The organism is Flavobacterium frigoris, assembly GCF_900111075.1.
GTDB classification, from domain to species: domain Bacteria; phylum Bacteroidota; class Bacteroidia; order Flavobacteriales; family Flavobacteriaceae; genus Flavobacterium; species Flavobacterium frigoris.
This window is the reverse complement of record NZ_FOFZ01000011.1, coordinates 63,299-85,876: the sequence shown is the minus strand read 5'-3', so window position 1 is coordinate 85,876 and position 22,578 is coordinate 63,299. Positions and strand designations below refer to the sequence as shown.

At 33.4% G+C, this 22,578-nt stretch carries 21 protein-coding genes; 5 read left to right on the top strand and 16 right to left on the bottom strand.

Translation table 11 applies throughout. From position 1 onward, the window contains the following. Positions 1–37 precede the first annotated feature (37 nt). The 4 genes from BMW63_RS13685 to BMW63_RS13675 form a co-directional block, all read right to left on the bottom strand. Positions 38–472, bottom strand: coding sequence for a hypothetical protein (locus BMW63_RS13685; protein ID WP_074724043.1), 435 nt, complete (start codon positions 470–472; stop codon positions 38–40). Between the two features lie 249 nt (positions 473–721). Continuing rightward, a complete protein-coding gene (locus tag BMW63_RS18180; protein WP_175460293.1) occupies positions 722–880 on the bottom strand; it encodes a hypothetical protein in 159 nt (52 codons plus the stop codon). 452 nt (positions 881–1,332) lie between these two features. Further along, positions 1,333–1,509: a hypothetical protein gene (locus BMW63_RS18175; protein ID WP_175460292.1), complete on the bottom strand. Its 177-nt coding sequence runs from the start codon at positions 1,507–1,509 to the stop codon at positions 1,333–1,335. Between the two features lie 86 nt (positions 1,510–1,595). Continuing rightward, positions 1,596–3,167: a vitamin K epoxide reductase family protein gene (locus BMW63_RS13675; RefSeq protein ID WP_074724041.1), complete on the bottom strand. Its 1,572-nt coding sequence runs from the start codon at positions 3,165–3,167 to the stop codon at positions 1,596–1,598. A gap of 285 nt (positions 3,168–3,452) precedes the next feature. On the opposite strand from BMW63_RS13675, the gene BMW63_RS13670 reads away from it, so the two are divergent. After that, entirely contained in the window at positions 3,453–3,593 is a 141-nt protein-coding gene (locus tag BMW63_RS13670) for a TIGR04149 family rSAM-modified RiPP (protein ID WP_083380500.1), read from the top strand. Positions 3,594–3,641: 48 nt separating this feature from the next. Here BMW63_RS13670 and BMW63_RS13665 read toward each other — a convergent pair whose 3' ends face one another. Further along, positions 3,642–5,309, bottom strand: coding sequence for a helix-turn-helix domain-containing protein (locus tag BMW63_RS13665; RefSeq protein WP_175460291.1), 1,668 nt, complete (start codon positions 5,307–5,309; stop codon positions 3,642–3,644). 392 nt (positions 5,310–5,701) lie between these two features. Here BMW63_RS13665 and BMW63_RS13660 point away from each other — a divergent pair, with 392 nt between their 5' ends. Beyond that, positions 5,702–6,880 (top strand): acyl-CoA dehydrogenase family protein, encoded by a 1,179-nt coding sequence (locus BMW63_RS13660; RefSeq protein ID WP_074724039.1) that lies wholly within the window; start codon positions 5,702–5,704, stop codon positions 6,878–6,880. 91 nt (positions 6,881–6,971) lie between these two features. After that, the gene (locus BMW63_RS13655; protein WP_074724038.1) at positions 6,972–7,754 is read left to right on the top strand and encodes a DUF3050 domain-containing protein; all 783 of its coding nucleotides are present in this window, start codon (positions 6,972–6,974) and stop codon (positions 7,752–7,754) included. A gap of 152 nt (positions 7,755–7,906) precedes the next feature. Here BMW63_RS13655 and BMW63_RS13650 read toward each other — a convergent pair whose 3' ends face one another. The 7 genes from BMW63_RS13650 to BMW63_RS13620 form a co-directional block, all read right to left on the bottom strand. Continuing rightward, positions 7,907–8,224, bottom strand: coding sequence for a 2Fe-2S iron-sulfur cluster-binding protein (locus BMW63_RS13650; RefSeq protein ID WP_074724037.1), 318 nt, complete (start codon positions 8,222–8,224; stop codon positions 7,907–7,909). A gap of 153 nt (positions 8,225–8,377) precedes the next feature. After that, positions 8,378–8,617, bottom strand: coding sequence for a NifU family protein (locus tag BMW63_RS13645; protein WP_016990021.1), 240 nt, complete (start codon positions 8,615–8,617; stop codon positions 8,378–8,380). A 45-nt stretch (positions 8,618–8,662) separates the two neighbouring features. Next, a complete protein-coding gene (locus BMW63_RS13640; protein ID WP_074724036.1) occupies positions 8,663–9,799 on the bottom strand; it encodes an Mrp/NBP35 family ATP-binding protein in 1,137 nt (378 codons plus the stop codon). 210 nt (positions 9,800–10,009) lie between these two features. Then, positions 10,010–12,439 carry an ABC transporter permease gene (locus BMW63_RS13635; protein ID WP_074724035.1) on the bottom strand — a complete coding sequence of 810 codons (2,430 nt, stop codon included), beginning with the start codon at positions 12,437–12,439 and terminating at the stop codon, positions 10,010–10,012. A gap of 75 nt (positions 12,440–12,514) precedes the next feature. After that, a complete protein-coding gene (locus BMW63_RS13630; protein WP_074724070.1) occupies positions 12,515–14,935 on the bottom strand; it encodes an ABC transporter permease in 2,421 nt (806 codons plus the stop codon). Positions 14,936–15,088: 153 nt separating this feature from the next. Beyond that, complete coding sequence (locus BMW63_RS13625; protein WP_074724034.1) at positions 15,089–15,790, bottom strand: ABC transporter ATP-binding protein; 702 nt, start codon at positions 15,788–15,790, stop codon at positions 15,089–15,091. A gap of 57 nt (positions 15,791–15,847) precedes the next feature. Then, positions 15,848–17,086: an efflux RND transporter periplasmic adaptor subunit gene (locus BMW63_RS13620; RefSeq protein WP_074724033.1), complete on the bottom strand. Its 1,239-nt coding sequence runs from the start codon at positions 17,084–17,086 to the stop codon at positions 15,848–15,850. A gap of 157 nt (positions 17,087–17,243) precedes the next feature. Between BMW63_RS13620 and BMW63_RS13615 the strand changes: the two genes are divergently transcribed. After that, complete coding sequence (locus BMW63_RS13615; RefSeq protein WP_074724032.1) at positions 17,244–18,593, top strand: sigma-54-dependent transcriptional regulator; 1,350 nt, start codon at positions 17,244–17,246, stop codon at positions 18,591–18,593. After that, entirely contained in the window at positions 18,593–19,942 is a 1,350-nt protein-coding gene (locus tag BMW63_RS13610; RefSeq protein WP_074724031.1) for a sensor histidine kinase, read from the top strand. Before BMW63_RS13615 ends, BMW63_RS13610 begins: the two co-directional genes overlap by 1 nt. Positions 19,943–20,077: 135 nt before the next feature. Here BMW63_RS13610 and BMW63_RS13605 read toward each other — a convergent pair whose 3' ends face one another. The 4 genes from BMW63_RS13605 to BMW63_RS13590 form a co-directional block, all read right to left on the bottom strand. After that, complete coding sequence (locus BMW63_RS13605; RefSeq protein ID WP_074724030.1) at positions 20,078–20,404, bottom strand: MGMT family protein; 327 nt, start codon at positions 20,402–20,404, stop codon at positions 20,078–20,080. 50 nt (positions 20,405–20,454) lie between these two features. Beyond that, positions 20,455–21,090: a LysE family transporter gene (locus tag BMW63_RS13600; RefSeq protein WP_074724029.1), complete on the bottom strand. Its 636-nt coding sequence runs from the start codon at positions 21,088–21,090 to the stop codon at positions 20,455–20,457. A gap of 54 nt (positions 21,091–21,144) precedes the next feature. Continuing rightward, entirely contained in the window at positions 21,145–21,822 is a 678-nt protein-coding gene (trmB, locus tag BMW63_RS13595; protein ID WP_074724028.1) for a tRNA (guanosine(46)-N7)-methyltransferase TrmB, read from the bottom strand. A gap of 122 nt (positions 21,823–21,944) precedes the next feature. Then, positions 21,945–22,454, bottom strand: coding sequence for a nuclear transport factor 2 family protein (locus tag BMW63_RS13590; protein ID WP_074724027.1), 510 nt, complete (start codon positions 22,452–22,454; stop codon positions 21,945–21,947). Between the last annotated feature and the right edge of the window lie 124 nt (positions 22,455–22,578).

Below are 22,578 nucleotides of genomic sequence, written 5' to 3'. Positions count from 1 at the left end.
AATTACTCTAATTTCTTTTCTAAAACCATAAATTTATCTAAAATTTCATTTTCTTTTTAATACTGATTACAGCTGTAGCATTTTTTACTGGCTCCAGATTGACAGTACCCTTTTTCTCCGCGATAATTATATTTTTTTTATACTCTTCAATTAGATCAGCCACTTTTTGCTCTGCTACTTTTTTCTTTTTGATGTTTCGCAGCACCATCAACACTAAAACAGGCACTAACAGTACTAAAATAAAAACAATCACCATACTGAGATTTCTTTTGAAGCTGAATTCTTTTTGAATCACCTTCATTTCACTCTGCAATTGCTCTTCACACAATTTAAAATTTACTTCGGGAATTTCCGTGTTGAGCTTAAATTCACTTTTTTCAAAATTATCCAAATATATCTCAGAGTGCTTTGCGGCCTCTTCCTTATTATCAATAGCTTTATAAATTTTGGTTTGGTAATAATTAGATTTCAAAAACTCAATTGAATTTACTCCCCCATCATAATAAAACTAACCCCTAATCGAGACCATTTATTTCATCTTGACGTCATAGTAAAAACAACAACATTCCCCCAAATAAAATATTTAGTAGCAAGCATACTGCAGTATATACTTTCAAGAGCAGAGTTTTCGCATTCAATTTATCATTCTTTAATTACCAAAAAAATGGAGAAAACAACTTGTTTTCTCCACTTCATTAAATAAATTCAAACTAATTTATAATTAAACGCATTTATCTTGAAAGGTAGTACATCTTCCGAAAGCATTTCTACACTGCATCCATGGACAAGGCTCTGCTTCTACATAACCACCGTTAATCTTTTTTTGCTCATTTTTCGTCAATTTCTGAGCACCTTCTAAATTCAAAATGTTTTTTAACATAATATATAGTTTTAAAAAATTGGTTAATACCCCAATCATTTATAGACACTTGGGGCACGCGTCTATTTTTGAAACAAGTCTATTTACTAAACTAAATTTAATTTCCCAAACAACTTTGATCCCACCTAGAACAAACTCTTGTAAGAGGGTTCCAATCTAAACAGCAAACAGGAGCTTTTCCCCCATTAATCGATTTTTGCTCGCTTTTGCTCAACTTCTGAGCTCCGTTTAATTTTAAAATGTTTTTTAACATAATATATAGTTTTAAAAATTTGGTTAATATTCCAATTGATATTTTAAGATATTTGGTATTTATTAGAATAACTCTTAGAAGGAGAAACGGCAAATGCCGCTTCCTCCTAAAAGTAACTAAATCTACATTTAGTATCCATAACAAATAAGAAAAAAACTGGACTGAAAGTTCAACCTATTCAGTCTAATTTTTCACCAATTTAGAAACCATTAGCATCGCATACCCACTGACAATCGCCAACACTATCAACATAAGCCATTATTAGCTGACCATTACAACTACAAGCAAAACTGGCTACTTTACCCCCACTAATTGACTTTTGCTCATTATTGGTTAATTTCTGAGCACCTTCTAATTTTAAAATGTTTTTTAACATAATATAAAGTTTTAAAAATTTGGTTAATGCCCCAATCATTTATAGACACTTGGGGCTTATGTCTCCTTGTAGGAATCATTATATGTTTAAACTCTTTCGACTAAATTATTAATTAGTAAAATCGCTTCTTTTTCTTCAAAATCATTTAGAAAATATTTCAGTTCTCCTATTTCATATTCATTAGGAAATAACTTTTCATTTATAAGTTTTACAGGGGTGTAATTAAATTCATTTTCTCCGCACCAATCGTACTGTTTTTGAATTTCATGATTCACTTTCATTGACACGTTATCAACTTTCCATTTGTCTTTCCACGCTTCCAATCCCATCTTTTTGATGTGCCAATCTGATATCGCTTCTTCCATCTTGTCCTGATCAGCATTGTTAATTGTCAATAAACGCTCCACAACCACTTTATATGGATTGTCATTGTTCTCTGGATTGATATTAAACAACACCGTCAAGAGTATTTTATCAGGAAACTTTGCAACCAACTCAAATGCATCTTTAAATGCTGAATGGCAATGACCACAACTTGGGCTAAGTATCAATGTGAGATTCAGTGAGGAACTTCTGTTTCCAAATCGCAAACCTTCTAATTGATCAAAACCCTCAAGAACAGGAATGTCTTTTAACAAGAAATCAAAAACCACGTAATTTCTTTTGAACTTCATTAATTCATTTACCGATTTCTCCGCCTTGATTTTATTTTCCAGAATTGGTTTTAAAGCAAACCACAAAGAAGCACACGCTATCATAGAAAACAAATAGGCAAAGGGAACAAAAAACGTAATGTCTGAAAAAGGTTGTACCATAAAAAACCAAACTAAACTTTGCACTACGACAATCGATGCGATCACCAAACACAGCAAACACCATTTTTTTAATTGCATCTTTTGAATCCAAATAGAATAAGCTATTACTGGAAGAGAAAGAAAACTAAGGAAGCCAGCTACGATAGTAGAATAAGAAGGCTGAACTAATAATGATAAAAGATTTATGCTAAAAAAAAGCAGTGGCAAATCTGAAAAACTAAACCATTTGTTAATCGCCCCTTTCTCTGATCGAATAACAGAATCACAGGAAGTATTCGAACTGATATTACAAAATTTTGAAACTATCTCATTACTAAAACCTAACTTCTCTTGAATGATAAGAACACTGAAAAACAAACCCGCTATTGCCGTTAAAAGAAAAACAAAATCATAGATCGCATAACTATTATAAAACACAGATATTCCTATTAATGCTAAAACAGGCAAAATATACTGTAACCAATTTATATTTACTTTTGAACTCTCTTTTAAGATAGTTTCGTTAGGTTCAATAACTATAACTACTCCACTCCAACTTGCAATAAACTCAGTAAACGATAAATCCTGTTTCTCCCCCTTCTCTGTAACAATACTAATCTCAGTGTCCGTTTTAGAAACAAGAACTAAGCCCTGATTAAAAATAGCTAAAAAAGAATCCGTTAATTCGACCAATTGTTCTTTGGGAACTTTTACAGCCATATTCATAATCGATAACAGATCTAATGAATCTGTTATTGCAAACAAACTAGGATAATTTGGATGGGATTGAAACAAGTCTTCAAACTCCGATTTTTGGCTCGGATAATGACTGATTTCTAAATATTTTTGAACTAAACTGACCATAAAAATTTTGATTGCATACAGACCACTTTTTGTTAATCTGTTTACAAATATTTCGCTTTTTTTTCGGTATTCAGCGTTTCAAATCTACAATTTATATAGTATTACATAGACAATTTATAAATTATGGTATTCATTTAAAGTAATTAATAACCTGATTTACTGTGTTATACATTGTTTTAAGCTTGAATTCTTCGTATTGTCTTGAAAAAGGAATTAAACGGCTATCAAATCCTCTACTTTTGAAATAAGTAAAGCATTCTATTTAACAACCTAACTATAATTATTATGAAAACTAAAAAAATAAGCTTCGAAAATTTCAAAAAAAATGAAATCTCAAACAGTAAATTAAAAACAATTTTTGGGGGTGATATTACAGATCCAAAACCAGGAACTACAACCTCAAGTGCAGGTTCAGGCGTACTTTAAAATTGCGAATTCTCTCAAATAAAAAATATTTTATAGCTGATTAGCGGATTATTTAATTAAATCTTTATCAAGTCCTTTAATAAATTGAACTGGGGTTACTCCCGTTCTTTTATTAAAGGACTTTGTAAAGGAAACCGCGTTTTTAAAACCGGCACTTTCTGCGATGGCTTGCGTGGAATATTTCCTGTACGTTGCGTTAGAAATCATTTCATCAATCACATAATTAATTCTCAATTCGTTCAAGTACTCGCTAAATGATTTATTGTAATGGTTATTAACCACACTGGAAAGATAAGATGTATTCGTTTTTATCTTTTTTGCGGCTGATTGCTGCGTAAAATCGGGTTTTAAATAATCTAGTCGCTTTTCTAATAGCATTAATTTATCTAGAATTTCATTTTCCTTTTCCACACTTATTAATGTAGAGCCATTTTTAATTAACTCCTTGTTTAAAACATTAGTCGGTACGTTATTAAATCTATTTTCTTTATATTCTTTGATTAAATCTGCTACTTTTTGCTCCGCTAACTTTTTCTTTTTGATACTTCGCAACACAATTAAAACTAAGAAGAATACTGTCCCTGATAAAACAAAATAAATGACAATATTAAGGTCTCTTTTATTATTGAATTCTTTTTGAATTACTTTCATTTCCAATTGCAACTGCTCCTTACTTACCGTAAAATTCACCTCAGCAATTTCGTTATTAAGTTTAAATTCACTTTTCTCAAAATTATTCAAATATATCTCCGAATGCTTGGCAGCTTCTTCCTTATTGCCTAGAGCCTGATAGATCTTCGCTTGGTAGTAATTTGATTTCAGGAACTCGATCGGGTTCAATTTATCTGCATGATATAGAGAATCTACTTTCTTAAGATACACTAACGATTTTTTGAACTCTTTTTTGTAGTAATACAAATCCCCTAGATTATATATTATCATAGAGTATTCATTTTTAAAACCGTTGTCTTCCGAGGTTTTTAATATACTTTGATAGCCTTTTTCTGCCTGTACAAAATTCTTTTTAATGTAGAAAATATTAGCTAAATTCATCTGAGCTGAAAACCTATTATAACCAATTGTTTTGCTATAAATGATGGCTTTACTGTAATAAAACTGGGCGGAATCAAGAAAAGCTACTTTACTCATTTTAGTCTTGTAAAAATCTTCGTAGTATTTTCCTATGTTTAAATTTAAACTATTTTTATACCTATTAAATTGCTCGTCTGAAAAAAGCTCTCTACTACCATCAATCATTTTATCTGATTCTTTTGAAATCGTAATAGCTTGTCTGTAATTTCCTATCTCATTATATATCAATCCGATATTAATATTGAATTTAATTACTCCTACTTTGTCGCTGATATTTAAGGATAACTTCTTTCCTTGCTGAAATTTATCTAACGCCATACTAAAATCACCTCTTTTCCAATCAACTAATCCACTACAATTCAATAGGTAAGCATTTAATTTTATTTTCTCTTTTGACGGCTGAACTTGTTTCAAACTCTCAAAAGCTTGATTCATGGATAATTTCGAATTTGCCCGATCACCTTTCAGTTGATAAAGATAGGATTTGGTCGATTGTGCAAAAGCTTGATGCGAATAATTGCTAGATTTTTCTAGTTTGTTGGTATAAACAAAAGCACTATCAACATTTGAAGTTATTAGTGATCTTATTTTATTCTCTAAAATCAGATATTCCTTTTGGGACAAATTAGATTTGCTTTGGGAATACGATGAAATTACTATTAAAAAAAAACAATAATACAAATACCGCATTGTAACTTTTGATTTAAAAAATTAAATCCCAAATGTAAAAATTAATAGGGGAACAAATGATAATAATCATCCGAGTTTTCGCTCGACATACAAAATAAAAAGTCGAGCATTGGTTAAATATAACATTTCAAAGTAGTTTTGTTATATTCCTTTGCGTAAATTTGTTGCATAAAAATTAAAAATAATGCAAAATACACTACCTACTTTAAGAATAGTGTAACTTGCAGAACAGACTATTATAAAAAACGCTCCTAGTAAAATTAGTTGGAAAACTCGTAAAGCTATAGCAGTTACACAAAGCCATTACAAACAATAAAAACTGACATATGAAACCAGACTTATTTCAATCTCCAGATTATTATAACCTAGACGATTTACTAAATGAAGAACACAAATTAGTTCGTGATTCTGCTCGCGCTTGGGTAAAACGCGAAGTATCTCCTATTATTGAAGAATATGCTCAAAGAGCAGAATTCCCAAAACAAATCATTAAAGGTTTGGGTGAAATAGGTGGTTTTGGCCCTTACATTCCCGTGGAATATGGTGGAGCTGGTTTAGACCAAATATCTTACGGATTAATCATGCAAGAAATTGAACGTGGTGATTCAGGAGTACGTTCTACTTCTTCTGTACAATCTTCTTTGGTTATGTATCCTATTTGGAAATACGGTAACGAAGAACAAAGAATGAAATACCTTCCTAAACTGGCTACTGGTGAATTCATCGGTTGTTTTGGTTTGACTGAACCTAGCCATGGTTCTGATCCAGGAAGTATGATTACCAACTTTAAAGATATGGGCGACCATTATTTATTGAACGGTGCCAAAATGTGGATTTCAAATGCGCCGTTTGCAGACATCGCAGTTGTTTGGGCAAAAAATGAAGAAGGAAGAATTCACGGACTTATTGTAGAACGTGGAATGGAAGGTTTTACAACTCCAGAAACACATAACAAATGGTCACTTCGTGCGTCGTCGACAGGAGAATTGATCTTTGATAATGTAAAAGTACCTAAAGAAAACCTACTACCTAACAAATCTGGATTAGGAGCACCACTTGGCTGCTTGGATTCAGCTCGTTACGGTATTGCCTGGGGAGCTATTGGTGCTGCTATGGACTGTTATGACACTGCACTTCGCTATGCTAAAGAACGAATTCAGTTTGACAAACCGATTGCCGGAACACAATTACAACAAAAGAAACTAGCCGAAATGATTACCGAAATCACCAAAGCACAATTATTGACTTGGAGATTAGGTGTTTTGAGAAATGAAGGAAGAGCAACGACCGCTCAGATTTCTATGGCCAAAAGAAACAATGTCGACATGGCAATTAATATTGCACGTGAGGCAAGACAAATATTAGGAGCTATGGGAATAAGTGGTGAATACTCTATCATGCGCCATATGATGAATTTAGAATCCGTAATCACGTATGAAGGCACACACGATATCCATTTATTAATTACTGGTATGGATATTACAGGAATTCCTGCTTTTAAATAGTAGTAAACGACTATTAAAGTATCTATAAAAATGATGGAAAAAGCTTCTTGGAAACAAGAAGCTTTTTTATATTTACAGCAAAATACCACCTATGAACATTCAGCATATAAATAACGCGATTGAACCACAGAAAAAAATTCTTTTGCAACACCCTTTATACAAAAAAGTAAAAACGATAGAAGACTTACAGTCTTTCCTAGAAAATCATGTATTTGCTGTATGGGATTTTATGTCTTTACTAAAAGCATTACAATCTAAATTAACCTGTACAACCACGCCTTGGTTTGCTACCAAAAATCCAGAAACTAGGTATTTGATCAACGAAATCGTACTAGCAGAAGAATCTGATTTGACTCTTGATGGTCGCAGACAAAGTCATTATGAAATGTACATCGAAGCCATGCACGATTGTGGCGCAAGCACACTTGAAATTGAAAGTTTCCTTGCAGAGGTTAATTCGTTACAAAATATCTTTGTCGCTATAAAAACCAGTAATTTACACCCCAAGATAAAAGCGTTTCTAGATTTCACTTTTAGTGTTATTGAACAAGGAAAACCGCATGAAATCGCAGCCGCTTTTACCTTTGGAAGAGAAGATTTAATTCCGAGTATGTTTACAGAAATTCTTAAGAATTTTCAAGCTAACTTTCCAGATACTGATTTAAGAAAATTGATTTATTATTTCGAAAGACATATCGAATTAGATGCAGATGAGCATGGACCGATGGCAATGCAAATGATAACAGAACTATGTGGAGACGATGCTCAAAAATGGACTGAGGTTGAAGAAATATCGGTGGTGGCTTTAGAAAAAAGAATTGGTCTTTGGGATGCTATCGAAGAAACCATTGCAATGAAAGTCGAAATGGTTTAATCTTTTTTGTATCTAATATACTGATTTTGTCTATCTATTATTATTGAATGCCTTTTATTTCGTGTTATGAAAAATAAATGGTACCATCTTAATTTCAGCAAAGGACATAACAATAACTAAAAAAAGCGTCACATTTAATTGTGACGCTTTTTTTAATTTTCTGGAGCTAGTTCTAATTCTAGCCCTTCTAAACTTTCGGTGATTGGAATTTGACATCCCAATCGACTATTTGGCTTGACATAAAATGCCTCTGACAGCATCGCTTCTTCATCATCTCCCATTTCTGGCAATGGAACACCATTAAGCACATAACATTGACAAGAAGCACACATTGCCATCCCGCCACAAGTTCCTTCTACCGGAAGTTCGTAGGCTTTACATAGTTCCATGATATTCATGGCCATATCTGTGGGAGCCTGCAATTCATGCACTACTCCTTCTCTATCTTTAATTTTTATTAATACATCCATTAATTATGAGTTAGTTGTAAGTTAAACGGTTTTGCATGAGGAATAGTAGCTAGCTACCGAAGTAGCGCGAATAGCCCGACCGTGTTCATAAAAAAGGCTTATCACCACAAAGTAAATTAGCCTTTTTTATGAACGCGGTCATGCCCAAGAAATTTATAGGATGTTCACAACAGTTTCTATTTGTGGAGCAAACTTTTTAATAGTCGTTTCGACTCCGGCTCTCAATGTCATTTGATTCACGCTACAGCTAGTGCAGGCGCCTTCCAATCTCACTTTGACATGCTTGCCTTCTTCGATGGAAACTAAAGTAATATCTCCACCGTCTGAATTCAAAAAAGGTCTGATTTCCTCAAGTGCTTTTTGAACTTCTGTTGTTAATTCTTCTGTTGTCATTTTATTTTATTTAAAGATTATCATAGCGAACTATTTAATCTCATATTATTTTTTAACGGCTGAGCAGCCTGCCATTGTGGTAATCTTAACAGCCTCTGAAGCAGGTAAATTTTCATTTCGTTTTACTGTTTCCTGCACAACATTGCGAGTTACTTCGTCAAAAATATGCTCCACTGCCGATGCAGTTTGCATTGCTGCAGGACGACCGTAATCTCCGGCTTCACGGATCGATTGTACAATAGGTATTCCGCCTAAGAACGGAACGCCCAAGTCTTCAGCTAAGTTTTTTGCTCCATCTTTCCCAAAAAGATAATACTTGTTGTCAGGCAATTCTTCAGGTGTAAAATACGCCATATTTTCGATTATCCCTAAAACAGGAACATTAATCGCCTCCGACATGAACATAGAAACTCCTTTTTTGGCATCGGCCAAAGCTACTGCTTGCGGTGTACTTACTACTACTACTCCAGTTATTGGCAAAGCCTGGACGATTGAAAGATGAATATCGCCAGTTCCTGGAGGTAGATCAATTAGCATGAAATCTAATTCACCCCAATCTGCATCAAAAATCATTTGATTCAACGCTTTGGAAGCCATTGGCCCTCTCCAAATTACAGCTTGACTTGGCGAAGTGAAAAAACCAATCGATAGTATTTTTACTTCGTAGCTCTCTACCGGTTTCATTTTAGATTTACCGTCAACAACTACAGAAACTGGTTTTTCATTTTCTACATCAAACATGATTGGCATGGAAGGTCCGTAGATATCAGCATCTAAAATACCAACACTAAATCCCATTTTTGCTAATGTTACCGCTAGATTTGCAGTAACTGTAGATTTACCTACACCTCCTTTACCAGAGGCAACAGCGATTATATTTTTTATTCCAGGAATAGCTTTTCCTTTTATTTGATTTGGATTTTCAGCCACAGCTGCTTCCACTTTAGTATTTACTTTCACTTTGGCTTCTGGCGAAACTAAATCGTGTATCGTTTTTTTAATATCTTCTTCTGCACGTTTCTTGATGTGCATCGCTGGTGTGTGCAAAACTAAATCAACAACAACCTCATCTCCAAAAGTGACTACGTTTGCAACCGCTCCGCTTTCTACCATATTCTTTCCTTCTCCCGCTATAGTAATTGTTTCTAAAGCTTTAAGTATTTCTTTTCTATCTAATTTCATTATAATTGTACTGTTTTCAATTGGTAATTACAGTTGAAACATTATGTTTATTTAAACTGATTTCAGATTGTAAAGATAGGGTGAAAAGTTCTTATTTTAAAGTATTTGCATTGCATTTATTGATAGGGCGATAAGTCCTAATTTGACAAGAAAAAAACCCGACTAGCTTTGAATCGCTGAGGGGTCTAATTAGCACTTTTATAAAACCAATTATTCGTATTTTAAATACTTTAAAATATCCATTTTAGTTACTTGGTACGCTTTCGCTAAAACAATTACTAAAGTCAAAAACAGCAAGCTCACCAACGCTACAGCAAATGGAAAGAATGGAATATCGATGCGAAATGCAAAATCTTCAAGCCACTTTTGCAATAGAAAATAGGCAGGAAATATCCCAATTAGAAAACCAGCTAAACAAAAGAATACATATTGTTTTGACAGCTCTTTCAGTAAGGTATTGGTTTCCGCGCCAAGGGTTTTACGAATGGCGATTTCTTTTAATCTTCGTTCCATCGAAAAAGAGGCTAAAGCAAATAATCCAAAAATGGCGATCACAATCACAATCAAATTGAGAATGAAAAATAAGTTTTTTTGTTTTAATTGTTCTAGATAGGTTTTGGCAAACGTTTTATCTATAAATTCGTATTCAAAAGGATAATCTTGATTGATATTCTTGTTCCAATAGGTCTCTAATTCCGAAAGTGTTCCCTTTAAATTATCAGGAGTTACCTTAACATAAACAAAGCTAAAATTACTCCATCCTAACGTTTTTAGATTTACAAAAATCATGGGAGGAATCTTGTTTTTTAAACCACTAATGTTAAAATCTTTAACTACACCCACAATTTTAAATTTCAGATCTCCATTCTCATTTGCCCAACCCGAGGTGATAATTGTATTTATTGGCTTCTTAAGATTCAACAATCGGACGCAAGTTTCATTCATCAACATATTGCTTACGGTATCTGAAGCAAATTCAGGCGATAAATCCCTTCCTTGTACAATCTTAATTTTCATCATATCGAGAAAACCAAAATCCATATTCACATTATGTCCCTGAACAAAAATACCATTGTGGGTAAATCCAGAAGTAGAATTAGTACCATCACCGAAAGACCCTTCGAATGTTGAAACTTCTTGGACACCCGATATTTTGAGTAACTCTTGCTTAGTGGTTTCATACTTTTTTAATTTGGTTTCCCAATCATCATATCTAAACCTAATTCGAATAATCTGATCACCACTAAAACCTAAGTCTTTATCGCTCATATAACTTACCTGTTGGTACACTATCAAAGCTCCGATGATAAAAAAAGCAGCTATCGAAAATTGAAAGACCAACATTGAATTTCGCATCCAGATCCCGCTTTTACTTCTAGAGAAATCCCCTTTAAGTACCTTTAAAGTTTCAAATTTTGATATATAAATTGCTGGAAATATCCCTGCAAAAATAATTACTAGAATAAAAATTAAAACGATTTGTAAGTAAAACTCGCTCCCATTTAAAGTTAAATCTTTATTCAAAAAATCATTATAAAAAGGCAATGTAAGCTCTACAATAGCTAATGCAAGAATAACCGAAAAACAAACTACAATAGCCGTCTCAAAGATAAATTGCAATATAATCGATGATTTACTAGCCCCTACAACTTTTCTAACCCCTACTTCTTTTGCTCGTTTTATAGCTGAGGCTGTTGCCAAATTAATATAATTAACGATGGACAAAACCAATATCAAGATCGACAAACCCATCATAATATAAACCAACTGTAAATTACCCTGTCCTTCTGGAAAATTACTTCCTATAGATGATTTTGTACCATGCAATCGCGCCGTTTTTAGTTGGTCTAAAATAATCTTAGACTCCCCATTTTCCTTAATAAACTGAGCAACAGTTTTACCACTTTCTTTAGCGTTTTTCTGGGTTCTATTCTCAAAAACAACCTGCTCCATTTTTTTTAAAACAACTGCAATGGAAATCTCTTTTTTAACTTTAATCATCAATCCATAGTTGTAATCCCCCCAGCTCTCGAGGTCTCTTTCCTTGATTAGTCCATTAAACACATAATCAGGTTCTACCGCCGATGGTTTTAGGATTTTATAAACTGCTTTTACAGTATAAAATTCATTCTCAAAATTGACTGATTTGCCAATAGGATCTTCCTCTTTAAACAGCAATTTGGAAGTTGCTTCAGAGATAGCGACACTATTTTTCTCTTTAAGAATAGCCGTTTTTGCCCCTTTAACAATAGGAAAAGGGAAAATATTAAAAAACTCTTCATCAGAAATGACTGCTTTTTTTATAATCAATTTTTTAGACTGATATTTTAAAAGCCCTCCACTATAACTCTTCTGGAAAAAGCAGATCGATTCAATTTCTGGAATAGTCGCCTTACATGTAAGTCCAAAAGGAACTGAGTTAGATGCCCACACTACTTTCTGCGGGCCCATTTGATTAAATACCTGATAAACATTCTCATTATTCGGGTTCCAAGCGTCATAAGAATGCTCATCATTCCAATACAAGGTTGCAAAAATTAATCCCGCAATACCAATACTCAATCCCAAAACATTGAGAAACGAAAACAGTTTGTTTTGCTTGAGGTGGTAAATAAATATTTTTATCCAGTTGTGTAACATCGTTTATTTGTTTTAAAAAATTAATCGGCTTTAAAAGCCTTTCTAAGTTGCCTAGTACAGTTTTTAAAAAGCTAATTATTCGTATTTTAAATATTTTAGAACATCCACTTTTGTTGCTTGATAGGCTTTAGACAAAACAACTATTAAAGTGAGTACCATTAAAGCCAGAAAACCAATTATAAACGGATAAATAGAAATGTCTATTCGATAAGCGAAGTTTTCTAACCATTTATTCAAGAAATAATAAACAGGAAACAACGCTATTACAAACCCGATCATACAGTACCAAATGTATTGCTTAGACAGCTCTCTGAGCAACATATTTGTATCTGCGCCTAATGCTTTCCTAATCGCAATTTCTTTCATACGCCTTTGTATGGAGTAAGAAGCCAAAGCAAATAAGCCAAAAAGAGCAATCCCAATAACAACTACATTTAGCAATAAAAAGATGTTTTTTTGTTTAACATAACTTTCATACGTTCTGGCATATTCTTTGTCGACAAAATCATATTTAAACGGATATTCATTACCAACATTAGCCGTCCAAAATTGCTCTATATCTGCAATTGTATTTTCCATTGTATCTGAATCCAGTTTTATGAAAACTTTGTCGATATTTCTAGCTATATCTACCGTTTTTAAATGATAAAAAACAATTGGCGGGACTTTTTCTTCAGGACTTAACAGATTAAAATCTTTAATAATACCAATAATTTTCAAATTTTTATTTCCTACTATAATTTCTTTACCAATTGGATTTTTAATGTTCATTAATTTTAGAGCAGTTTCGTTTATAATTACTGAATTAATCGTATCCGAAGCTAGTTTTCTATCAAAATTTCTACCTTTTGCTATTTTTATATTTAACATCTCAAACAGCCCAAAGTCTAAAGCTATGCTCTTTACTTTAAAGAGTTCGTCGTTATATAAAACAGGTGTTATTGAATTGTCTGAACCATCAAACGACATAAGACCAGTTGAAGCTTGTCTAACTCCTTTAATTTTGCTTAATTCTTGTTTTATAATGGTGTATTTATTGTAAATATGTTGTCCAACATTTTCTACTTCATAATCTGACGATGGAAAATGTAATGGTACAGAAATCACTTGGTCTCCTTTAAAACCAAGATCTTTATTGCTTAAGTATTGAACTTGTTGATATACAATGTAAGAACCAATAATGAAAAAAGTAGCAACTGCAAATTGAAAAATAAGCATTCCATTACGCAATCCTACACCGTTTTTGCTTCTTCCAAAATTTCCTTTTAATACTTTTAAAGTTTCAAAATTGGATACATAAATCGCTGGAAATATTCCTGCGACCAAAACTATAATTATAAAAATCAGAATTAATTGCAGGTAAAATTGATTTCCTAGAAGTACAAGATTTTTGTCTAAAAAATTGTTATAATGAGGCATAGTTAGTTCTACAATTACTAATGCTAGTAAAATCGAAAACAAGCTCATTAAAATAGTTTCAAAAATAAATTGCCTTATAATGTCGCCTTTAGAAGCACCTACAATTTTACGGACTCCAACTTCTTTCGCTCGATTTATTGCATTGGCTGTTGCCAAATTGATATAATTAACAATGGATAAAATGAGAATCAAAATGGATAAACTCATCATGATTAACAAAAATTGATAATTACCTCTACCTTCAGGATAGCCATCCGCTACAGAATGCAATCTTGCTTTTGAAAGAGGTTCCATAAAAACTGTAAAATGACCGATTTTCTTAGCCATTTCCTCAGGAGTAAAGCCCGCCTCCTTTGCAACTCTTATTATAAAATCATAATTATATAGCTTTTCTAGGCTCTTTCTTGTATTCTCAATTTTTAATGGATCCTTGACTTTTATTAATAATTTAAAAGCAAAAGGAGCTGTCATATATGTCGCCGTCAATTCCTTCATTCTATTGACTACGGCATTTGGTGCGATTGATGAATTCCCAGGAATTTGATAAACGGCTCGCACAACAAACCTGTGGTCTAAGTATTTTACTTGTTTCCCGATTGGATTTTCATCTCCAAAAACTCTTTTGGCTATATCATCAGAAATAGCAATACTGGAATCATCTTTTAAAGCTGAAATAGCATCTCCTTTGATAATTTTGAAAGGGAAAAAAGAAAAGAAATCATGCTCTACATTGATGATTTTATCTATAAACTCTTTCTTTCCATTATAAATAATTTTATCCTTTTGATACCAACTCTCAGCATACATAATGCTTTCTACATTAGTGTCTTTATCTAAAACAGGTTTTAGAAATAAAGAACAATCAGACCAAACTTGACCCTCACCTATATCAACTAACACCTGATAAACATGTTCTTTTTCAGGGTTCCATTGATCATAAGAATGCTCATCATTCCAATATAACAAAGCGAAAATCAATCCCGCAATCCCAATACTCAATCCCAAAACATTGAGAAACGAAAACAGTTTGTTTTGCTTGAGATGGTATATAAATATTTTTATCCAGTTGTGTAACATAATTTTTGATTGATGATTTTGATTGCTTCGCCAGTTCGCCACTTTAGCTCGGGTGATGATTAATGATTGAAACCGTAAATTATTGACTAAGTGAACTGCAAAGCAATTCTAAAATGTATGTGATAATTGATATTAAGATTAGTATCATAATGATTACACTTTAAAAACATCAACATTCCTTTGATTACTTTTTTCAGAAAAAATAACACCATCTTTCATCAGGATGGTTCTTTGAGAAAATGACGCGTCATAATCAGAATGGGTAACCATCAAGATTGTCGCACCTTTGGCATGCAAATCAGTTAGCAATTCCATTACTTCGTTTCCGTTTTTACTGTCCAAATTCCCTGTAGGCTCATCAGCCAAAATAATTTTAGGATCATTTATCAAAGCTCTTGCCACGGCCACACGTTGTTGCTGCCCACCAGAAAGTTGTTGGGGATAATGCTTCAATCGATGTGCAATGTTTAATTTTTCGGCAATTCCTTCTACTTTTAGTTTTCTATCTGAAGCTTTTACATTATTATAAATTAACGGTAATTCGATATTATCATAAACCGAAAGCTCGTCGATAAGGTTAAAATTCTGAAAAATAAATCCGATATTTTCCTTACGAACACTAGAACGCCCTTTTTCTTTTAGTCCAATCATTTCTTGGTTCAACAAGGTATAACTCCCGTCTGAAGCACTATCCAATAATCCGATGATATTGAGTAATGTTGATTTTCCGCAACCCGACGGGCCCATAATCGAAAGAAAATCTCCCTCATTGATTTGCAAATTAATCCCGCTTAAAGCCGAAGTTTCTAACTCTTCTGTTCTGAAGATCTTGGTTAGGTTTTGAATTGTTATCATCCTTATATAGTTTTTTATGTTTTTGATTTAAGAACGCAGTACAGCTGCATTGCGTTTTTATTGTATATTCAGTTCTTCGACTTCTTTATAGTCGGCATAAGACGACGTTATTACTTTTTCTCCTTGTTTTAATCCTTCTAACACTTCATAATAAGAAGGATTTTCTCTGCCTAATTTTATATTTCTTCTCACTCCTTTGCTTCCGTTGACAACAAACAGCCACTTTCCAGCGGTTTCTTGATTGAAACTTCCTTTTGGAATGACCAAAATTTTATTCTTTTCAGATAAAATAAGCTTCACGCCAAAACTTAATCCGTCTTGTAACGCTAACTCTTCTTTAGAATCAAAAAGCAATTCCACTTGAAAACGACCACTTTTAACCTCTGGAATCACTTTTACCACAGACACGATTACTGTTTTTCCCTTATATTCAATTTGTCCTTTTAAACCCACACGTATTTTCTCTAAATAAAATTCATCCACCTGCGCGCTTAACTTGTAGCCTTCGCGAGAATCAATTCTACCAATACTTTCTCCGGCTTTAAATGTTTTTCCTAAAATAGGTTCAAATGAAGTTAATCTTCCTGAAACTGGCGCCGTAATCAAGAAGTTTTTTTTATTACTTCTCAGAATATCCAAACTCATCTCCATGGTTTGTATCGAACGATTTATCTGCGAAATCTGGACTTGGTTGGTTTGTTTCTCCTTTTGAATACTCGTACGAATATTGCTTTTACGTTCTTCTTGAAAACGTAGACTTTCCTTTATTAAATTCCAATCATTTCTTGAGATAATGTCTTTTTCAAATAATTTGGCATTCATATCATACACTCTTTTGGCATCATTATAATCATGTTCTATTAAAGCAAGATCTTTAGTCAAACTCAATTCTTGATTTCTAATATTAAGTTTTCCTGTATTTAAATTATTAATTTGCTCAATGATTGCGGTTTCTTGCGTCAGGTAATTCAATTCTGTATTGGGGTTATACATGCGTGCCAGCGGTTGTCCTTGCGTCACCATTGCTCCGTTTTCTACAAAAATTTCTTTGACTGAACCACCTTCGATGATATTGACCAACACCAAATTCAATGGCTCCACTTTGGCCTGAAAAACAATAAAATCTTCAAAAAATTCTTGGCTTACTTCTTTTACTAATAGTTCATCCACTTTTACATTTAAACTTCGTTTTTTAGATACCGAAGCATAAACTACTGCTCCTGCAACTAAAAAACTCACAAATCCTATTGTTAAGTACCTAAATTTTCTATTTTTACGGGGAATAACCTTGTCCATTTTTATAATAATTTACTGATTATCAACATACAAAAGCATGCCAAAGGATTTATAATCCGTAAAACAATGGTTATCAATACGGTTGCAAAAAATCTAGAAATCGAACTGTTCGAAAACGGACAGTCCCCTGTTCATAAGTGAACAAAAACAAATACTGATGCGAAAAAAACAAGCCAAAATACTTATTGTTGATGACCAAGAAGAGATTCTTTTTTCGGCAAAAATGATCTTGAAGAAGCATTTTGAAGAAATTTTCACAACAAATGATCCAAAAAAAATAATTACTATCCTTGGCGACAACCAAATTGATGTTGTTCTATTGGACATGAACTACCGCATTGGTTTTGAAGATGGACGCGAAGGCATTCACTGGCTGAAAGAAATAAAAACACTGTCGCCAAAAACAGTCGTGCTCTTAATGACCGCTTTTGGCAAAATAGAAACCGCAGTAGAAGGCATGAAAATAGGTGCTTTTGATTATATTTTAAAACCTTGGGATAATGAAAAATTACTCTCCACTATAGACAAAGCCGTTGTGGAAAGTCGAAAACTCAATCGAACATCAAACTCAGAACCCGCTCCTAAAAAGCACTTCATTGGCAGTTCCCAAAAAATAAAACAGGCGTATTCCATTGCTGAAAAAGTAGCAAAAACAGATGCGAACGTCCTTATTTTAGGAGAAAACGGAACAGGTAAATTTGTCTTTGCTGAACATATACATCAGCATTCTGATCGAAAAGACAAACCATTCGTTCATATTGATTTGGGTTCGTTAAGCGAAAACTTGTTTGAAAGCGAACTTTTTGGTTATGCCAAAGGTGCTTTTACCGACGCCAAAACCGATACCCCAGGACGATTTGAAATTGCCGATAATGGAACTATTTTTCTTGACGAAATAGGCAATATCCCTTTGCATTTGCAATCAAAACTACTGCATGTTTTACAAACAAAGAAAGTCACACGGCTAGGCGAAAGCAAACCGCGAACATTAAATGTAAGAATCATAGCAGCAACTAACAGCGATATTAAAGCCGAAGTCGCAAACAAAACATTTCGAGAAGACTTGTTGTATCGTATTAATACCATGGAAATAAACCTACCGCCTTTGCGAGAGCGAAAAGACGATATTGTGCCCATGGCGCACTTCCTTCTAAAGCAGATAGGAGAGAAATACGGTCAAAACGATGTCATTTTTGACACTAACGTGGCTGAATATATGGAACGTTATCCTTGGAAAGGAAACATTAGAGAATTAGAAAATAAGATTGAAAGAGCCTTGATCATGTCAGATGACAATATAATTTCGGTAACTGATTTAGACTTACTTAACTTTGAATACATAACAACAACGGAGGAACATCCCTTATCCGAAATAGAGAAAAACGCCATCGAAAAATCCCTTTTTAAAAACAACGGAAACATCAGTAAAACTGCTGAAGAATTGGGTTTATCCAGAGGTTCGTTGTACCGTAGACTTGAAAAATACGATCTTAAAATTAACGACTAATGAATAGCTGGAAATTTTACAATGCCCTTTTTGCAAGAGTTCTTATTGTCATTATTGCACTCGCATTTTCACTTTATCTATTTGGAAACGGTTATTTGTATAGTGGTATTTTAATTATGCTATTTTCTTTTTTGATCTGTGCCGAAATGTATTCGTACATCAAAAACAAATTGATTTTTTACGACAAAACCATACTTTCGATACTAAATAACGACTTTTCTGCTCGTTTTCCTGCTGCACACAAAGAAGGAGATTATAAAAATTTATGTCTGCTCTATGATACTTTGAAAGAGAAACAACACGACGGCAGCTCAAAAGAATTAATCTATCGCTCGATAATAAACAATATAGATACAGCTGTTTTAATTTTAGAAAAAGAAAATAACGACTGGACCATTTTCTTGATGAACGATTGTTTTTCTACCCTTTTCAGTGTCCCAAAAGTGACTAATTGGGAATATCTTAAGAATTACCTGCCGTCGCTTTGCGAAGAAATTGAAAACACCGGTTTTAAAGAATTAAAGACGTCCATTAACATCAAAATAGAGCAACAAGAAGCGCAGACGTTTATGTTGCAAACTTCGTTAACAAAATCGTTCAACAAAGACTACTTCATCGTGCTATTAGACAGCATCCAGCGTGTTATTGAGAAAAAAGAAAAAGAAGCTTGGATTAATTTGATGAAAATCATCTCTCACGAATTAATGAATTCGCTGACTCCCATTCGATCGCTTTCGCAAAATTTACTACAAATTGTAGATCAAGACCATTTAGAATCAGAAGATTTTGAAGACATCAAAAGCAGCATTTCGACCATTATCAACAGAAGTGATCATTTGCAGTTTTTTGTCGAGAACTATCGGAAGCTCGCTGCGCTTCCTACGCCAAACAAAAAACCAACTCCAATTCATTTATTGTTTGAAGATTGTCTTAAAATGATGTCTCCTATTTTCGAATCGGAAAATATAAAAATCAGCAACGAAATCGAAAAAAATAAGATAATTGACCTTGATAAAAACCAAATAGAACAAGTAATTATCAATTTGATTACCAACAGTGTTTTTGCATTAAAAGAAAAAAAGGAAAAGAGTATACACTTGACTACGGCAACACAAAATAATCGTTTTTACATCATCATATCTGATAATGGAGGAGGAATTGAAAGCGAAATTACAGACAAAATATTCCTCCCTTTTTTCACTACTAGAAAAAATGGCGCTGGTATTGGACTTACGCTTTCGAAAAATATCATAGAAGCCCACGGCGGTTATTTGAGTCATAAAACTGATTCTGACCTATCAGGAGGTAAAACGCATTTCACCATCTGTTTTATTCAAGGAAACAGTTAAAACGGGAGGGTGTTGATGCGGGAATTTAAAGGAATTACGCTTAAGATTTCAGTACAGAACAGCCGTTTTTTACTTACTAATTAATGAATGAATGTCTCTGTTATATAAACTTGTTAATCAATTGAATTCAGATTCCTATTCAGTCATTGGCGGTTCCCAAAAATGTTTTTCAAAATGGATGATTTGATTTTCGACTACCTCAATTCCTTCACTTTCTAATAATTGTTGCATCAAGTTTGTACCGTCAAAATGGAATTTTCCGGTAAGCAATCCGTTTCTATTCACCACGCGGTGTGCAGGGACATCGTCCCTATTATGTGAGGCGTTCATTGCCCAACCTACCATTCTTGCTGAACGGGCGGTTCCTAACGCTTTTGCAATAGCGCCATAAGAAGTAACTTTTCCGTAAGGAATTTGTCTTGCAACGGCATAAACCCTTTCGAAAAAATTCTCGTTTGACATAGTTTTAAGTTATAAAAATGACACAGATCAATCAGAAAGAACCTACTGAACTAACTTAAGTAATATCTTATGATATTGAATAAAGTAATTATCGAAACAGCACCTGTTATACTACCAATAATAGTATTCATATTCCGCAATAGATAATCCGCTTTGTCTTCTATTTTTTGAAAGAAGGTAATGTAAAAATAAAAAACTAACGTAGATCCTAATACCGATCCAATGACAAAAGTAAGAATTGAGCTCTCATTGAAAGAAAAAATATTATAAGAAGACAATGTTATACTGACAAAAACATAATACGGGATTGGAAAAAAATTAAGAGCCGAGAGTAGCATTCCAAGAAAAAAACGTGTCTTTTTACTACTTTTTACAATCTTCGCCTTTTTGATTTTTGGTTTTTTAGCTATCCATAAAAAATAAACCGTCAAAGCACCAAAAATCGCGAAACCTATCTCCCGCAATAGAATTACTATATCTGGCCGAATGTTTATCACGCGGGCAAACAATATAGCTAAATAGGCTTGAAAAAAAATAATTATTACCGCCCCAAATACAAACCAAAAGGCGTTTCTTTTCCCTTCTTTCAAGTTCACTTTAGCTGCCGTCATATTGAGCAATCCTGGTGGAGTAATCCCTATTAAAGCAGTAATGAAACCGGAAAGTAAAGATATAATTAAATTCATAGGCAAGGTGTCAGTATTTACAAAAGGCTACCAATTCAAACTTTAAAAAAATGATTACTCTTTGATTTTAAATCGAATATACGTAATTGCTTTGTTAACTTCCAAATATTGTTTTTCATAAAAAGTCTGGAAAGCAGTTACTTCCTCCGGACTTCCTTCATTAACATATACGTTGTGATTTGCATACAAAACTTCGTGCCCTTCACCATGGAGTAAACCAAGTGTATACCCATGCATGAACTCACTATCTGTTTTAAGATTTACAACACCCTCTTTTTTAAGTACTTTTTTATACAATTGCAAAAACTCAGAGTTTGTCATTCTATGTTTGGTGCGTTTGTATTTTATTTGAGGATCCGGAAAAGTAATCCAGATTTCATCTACTTCATTTTCGGCAAAAATATGATTGATTAATTCAATTTGAGTTCGAATAAAAGCTACGTTATGCAACCCTGTCTCTACAGCAGTTTTAGCACCACGCCAAAAACGGGCTCCTTTAATATCTATTCCAACGAAATTTTTATTGGGATATCTTTCGGCAAGACCAACTGAATATTCTCCTTTACCACAACCCAATTCCAAAACTACAGGGTTATCATTTTTAAAGAAATCTGAATTCCATTTCCCTTTTAAAGGAAACAAATCACCCACTACTTCTTCTCTTGTTGGTTGAAAAACATTGGTAAATGTTTCGTTTTCCTTGAACCTTTTTAATTTATTTTTGCTTCCCACGATTTTTCAAATATTTTTGCAAAATTAACGAAATATATAAGACCGACCGCAGAACGAAAGAAAAATTAATACGAAGCACAGAAGACCTTGTAAAAAAGCACCATTTGCAGCAACTTATTTGGCTATTGGTTCGACTTATTGTAACCCGACATAAGTTTGTCTTCTATGGGCGCTTTGATTTTAATAACTTCATTTACATTTTCATTGGGGACAGTCATCGATAAAACATAGTGTTTGATTTTCCATTCACCATCTATTTTTATCAATACTCCTGACCCGCGACAAATTTTCATTTGCGTATTCAGCAATTCATCAAACCAAGCTACTTCTTTTGTTTTATCGAAATAAATATGGCGCTCCAATGCTGTAAAATTCCAAGCCTTCCCTTTATCAAAATAAGGTTTGGCAAATGCCTGAAAGGCAGGTTTACCCCAATTCTCTGTCGCATCTGTCCCGATGAAAACAGCATCCTCGGTCATCTTTTCAAAATAGGAATCATACTTTACATCTGCTGCGGCTTTATGCCAAGAATCAAGTAGCACATTGACTTTATTGTTATCTGAAACGAAAGTATCTTTAGTTGGCTTACATGACACTACAATTAGAACTAGAACGAAAATGATTTTTCTCATGAGCTTAGAATTTAGATAAAAATAGAAAAACTTCTGCTCTTTGAAAGAAAAAATAGAAAAACAGTATCAAATCAATCAAAAACCTCCTGTAAACTCTTCTTAATCACTAATTATTTTATACCAA

What these genes read in the sequence shown, in the direction of transcription:
- BMW63_RS13640 (WP_074724036.1), bottom strand. Translation starts at nt 9,799, where the DNA reads ATGAAATTAGATAGAAAAGAAATACTTAAAGCTTTAGAAACAATTACT.
- BMW63_RS13670 (WP_083380500.1), top strand. Translation starts at nt 3,453, where the DNA reads ATGAAAACTAAAAAAATAAGCTTCGAAAATTTCAAAAAAAATGAAATC.
- BMW63_RS18180 (WP_175460293.1), bottom strand. Translation starts at nt 880, where the DNA reads ATGTTAAAAAACATTTTGAATTTAGAAGGTGCTCAGAAATTGACGAAA.
- BMW63_RS13650 (WP_074724037.1), bottom strand. Translation starts at nt 8,224, where the DNA reads ATGGATGTATTAATAAAAATTAAAGATAGAGAAGGAGTAGTGCATGAA.
- BMW63_RS13655 (WP_074724038.1), top strand. Translation starts at nt 6,972, where the DNA reads ATGAACATTCAGCATATAAATAACGCGATTGAACCACAGAAAAAAATT.
- BMW63_RS13615 (WP_074724032.1), top strand. Translation starts at nt 17,244, where the DNA reads ATGCGAAAAAAACAAGCCAAAATACTTATTGTTGATGACCAAGAAGAG.
- BMW63_RS13605 (WP_074724030.1), bottom strand. Translation starts at nt 20,404, where the DNA reads ATGTCAAACGAGAATTTTTTCGAAAGGGTTTATGCCGTTGCAAGACAA.
- BMW63_RS13660 (WP_074724039.1), top strand. Translation starts at nt 5,702, where the DNA reads ATGAAACCAGACTTATTTCAATCTCCAGATTATTATAACCTAGACGAT.
- BMW63_RS13625 (WP_074724034.1), bottom strand. Translation starts at nt 15,790, where the DNA reads ATGATAACAATTCAAAACCTAACCAAGATCTTCAGAACAGAAGAGTTA.
- BMW63_RS13635 (WP_074724035.1), bottom strand. Translation starts at nt 12,439, where the DNA reads ATGTTACACAACTGGATAAAAATATTTATTTACCACCTCAAGCAAAAC.
- BMW63_RS13675 (WP_074724041.1), bottom strand. Translation starts at nt 3,167, where the DNA reads ATGGTCAGTTTAGTTCAAAAATATTTAGAAATCAGTCATTATCCGAGC.
- BMW63_RS13630 (WP_074724070.1), bottom strand. Translation starts at nt 14,935, where the DNA reads ATGTTACACAACTGGATAAAAATATTTATATACCATCTCAAGCAAAAC.
- BMW63_RS13600 (WP_074724029.1), bottom strand. Translation starts at nt 21,090, where the DNA reads ATGAATTTAATTATATCTTTACTTTCCGGTTTCATTACTGCTTTAATA.
- BMW63_RS13620 (WP_074724033.1), bottom strand. Translation starts at nt 17,086, where the DNA reads ATGGACAAGGTTATTCCCCGTAAAAATAGAAAATTTAGGTACTTAACA.
- BMW63_RS18175 (WP_175460292.1), bottom strand. Translation starts at nt 1,509, where the DNA reads ATGTTAAAAAACATTTTAAAATTAGAAGGTGCTCAGAAATTAACCAAT.
- BMW63_RS13610 (WP_074724031.1), top strand. Translation starts at nt 18,593, where the DNA reads ATGAATAGCTGGAAATTTTACAATGCCCTTTTTGCAAGAGTTCTTATT.
- BMW63_RS13590 (WP_074724027.1), bottom strand. Translation starts at nt 22,454, where the DNA reads ATGAGAAAAATCATTTTCGTTCTAGTTCTAATTGTAGTGTCATGTAAG.
- BMW63_RS13645 (WP_016990021.1), bottom strand. Translation starts at nt 8,617, where the DNA reads ATGACAACAGAAGAATTAACAACAGAAGTTCAAAAAGCACTTGAGGAA.